Origin of the sequence: Kitasatospora sp. NPDC093558 (assembly GCF_040683475.1) — a bacterium.
Taxonomy (GTDB): domain Bacteria; phylum Actinomycetota; class Actinomycetes; order Streptomycetales; family Streptomycetaceae; genus Kitasatospora.
Genome location: NZ_JBFBDY010000931.1, coordinates 1 through 2,042 on the forward strand (window position 1 = coordinate 1; position 2,042 = coordinate 2,042).

Consider the following 2,042-nt stretch of genomic DNA (forward strand, 5'->3'; position numbering starts at 1 on the left):
GGTCTACCGGGAGACGACCTCGCACGAGGAGGCGGGCGCGGCGGAGACCGGGCCGCGGGTGTTCGCGGCGGTGGCCGTCGGCTTCGAGGCGGGCCCGGACGGGCGGCTCGCGGCGGTGCGCTTCGCCGAGGCGCAGCCGCCGGAGCGCAGCCCGCGGCCGGGCACCGAGCGGAGCCTGCCGGCCGAACTGGCGCTGCTCGCGCTGGGCTTCGCCGGGCCCGAGCCGGACCAGGAGCTGATTCCCCAACTCGGGCTCGCCACCGGCCAGGACGGCGCGCTGACCCGGGACGACGGCTTCGCGACGGGCACGGACGGTGTGTTCGTCGCGGGGGACGCCGGGCGCGGGCAGTCGCTGATCGTGTGGGCGGTCGCGGAGGGGCGTGCGGTGGCCGCGGCGGTGGACCGCTACCTGCGGGGCTTCACCGAGCTTCCGGCGCCGATCCTCGCGTCGGCGCGGGCGTTGACGCTGTGAGCGTTGTGGGGGTCGTGAAGGTTGCGAGGGTTGTGTGGGTGGTGAGGACCGTGAGGGGGGACGTGGCGGCGTCCCCCCTCACGGTCGGGTGACCGTCCGTCAGCCGAGGCCGAGCACCGACAGGGCGGTGGTCCAGTCGGTGACTATCGCCTGCTGGGCGGGGACGAGGTTCACCTGGTGGTTGCAGACGGCCTTGTAGAGCTTGTACTCGACGGTGTCCTTGTCGGCCGCGGTCCAGCCGCCGGTGCCGGTCGCGTAGTGCGGCTGCGGCCACAGGTTGTTCGGGTCGGTCGGGTGGCCGCCGAGGGAGAGGGGGATGAAGTGGTCCTCCTCGTAGTCGGACGGGTCGGTGTCGCTGTAGCCGTACGCCGCGATCTGCTGGATCTTCAGCTTGGTGGTGTAGCTGGACGGCGGGCGGATCGAGCTGCTGTAGCCCGGCACGCAGATGGTGTCGTCGATGGTGGCCTGGGTGACGTCCGGGTTGGTGGCGCCCGGGGTGCAGGCCGGGTCGGGCAGCGGGAGGTAGGCCTGCGAGCAGGTCTGGTCGAGCGGTGCGGCGGCACGCTGCTGGGTGGGGGCGGCGGCGTGGGCGGAGCCGGCGGTGGCGAAGGCACCGACGGTGAGCACGATGGCGGCCACGGTGGGGGCGAGGCGCTGGGAACGAAGCATGTGGGGAGCTTCCTGAGTGGGGCTCGGCTCTCTTCGCCGAGCAGTGTGTCCATGTCACCACCGGGCGGTCTATGCGGGTAGACCGTGAACAGTGAACTGTTGACAAAGGGTCAGTCAACAGAATCGCGCGAACTATTCGCTTGACGTGAACAGGACTGGCCTGCTGCGCAGTTGAGGGCGCAACAGGCCAGTGCTGGACGATCCCGAGGATGCTCAGAGGATGGTCAGAAGCCGTACTTGCGGACGGACGACCTGCCGCTCAAGAGCGCCGTGTACTACTACTTCGGGGCATGGCGCGACGACGGGACCGCCGAGACCATCCACGACCTGCTGCGCTGGCAGGTCCGCGAAAGCCGCAGGCGACACGAGGACCCCACCGCGGTCGTCCTGGACTCTCAGACCGTGCGGGCCTCGACGAACGCGCCGAAGGACACGACCGGGCTGGATCCGGGCAAGAGGAGTCCGGGGCGCAAGCGGGGCATCGCCACCGACGTGCTCGGCCTGGTCATCGCCGTCGTCGTGGTCGCATCCGGTGTCCACGACAACGCGATCGGCATCGCGCTGCTGGACAAGGTCGTACGCGCCGCGCCCACCGTGACCAAGGCATGGACGGACGCCGGGTTCAAGAACGCGGTCGTCGAGCATGGCGCCCGCCTCGGCATCGACGTGGAGATCGTCCAACGTGAGCCCGGCGCGCGAGGGTTCACACCGGAGCCCAAGCGGTGGGTGGTCGAGCAGACCCTGGGCACTCTCATGCTCCACCGCCGGCTCGCGCGCGACTACGAGGCGAAGCCGGCCAGCTCGGTGGCGGTGATCCACTGGTCCATGACCGACGTGATGCTCCGCCGCCTCACCCGCGCCGCCACCCCGACCTGGCGTGACCCGCCACCCTGGCGTCCAG

3 protein-coding genes are annotated in these 2,042 nt (G+C 71.1%); 2 read left to right on the forward strand and 1 reads right to left on the reverse strand.

Annotation, left to right across the window (positions count from 1 at the left end):
- Positions 1 to 472: FAD-dependent oxidoreductase (locus AB0O00_RS37080; protein WP_363659100.1), on the forward strand; the 472-nt coding region annotated here is incomplete at its 5' end.
- A 99-nt stretch (positions 473 to 571) separates the two neighbouring features.
- Here the strand turns inward: AB0O00_RS37080 and AB0O00_RS37085 are convergent.
- A complete protein-coding gene (locus AB0O00_RS37085) occupies positions 572 to 1,141 on the reverse strand; it encodes a hypothetical protein (RefSeq protein WP_363659101.1) in 570 nt (189 codons plus the stop codon).
- A gap of 237 nt (positions 1,142 to 1,378) precedes the next feature.
- On the opposite strand from AB0O00_RS37085, the gene AB0O00_RS37090 reads away from it, so the two are divergent.
- Positions 1,379 to 2,042 (forward strand): transposase (locus AB0O00_RS37090; RefSeq protein ID WP_363659102.1); only part of this gene is annotated, 664 nt, incomplete at its 3' end.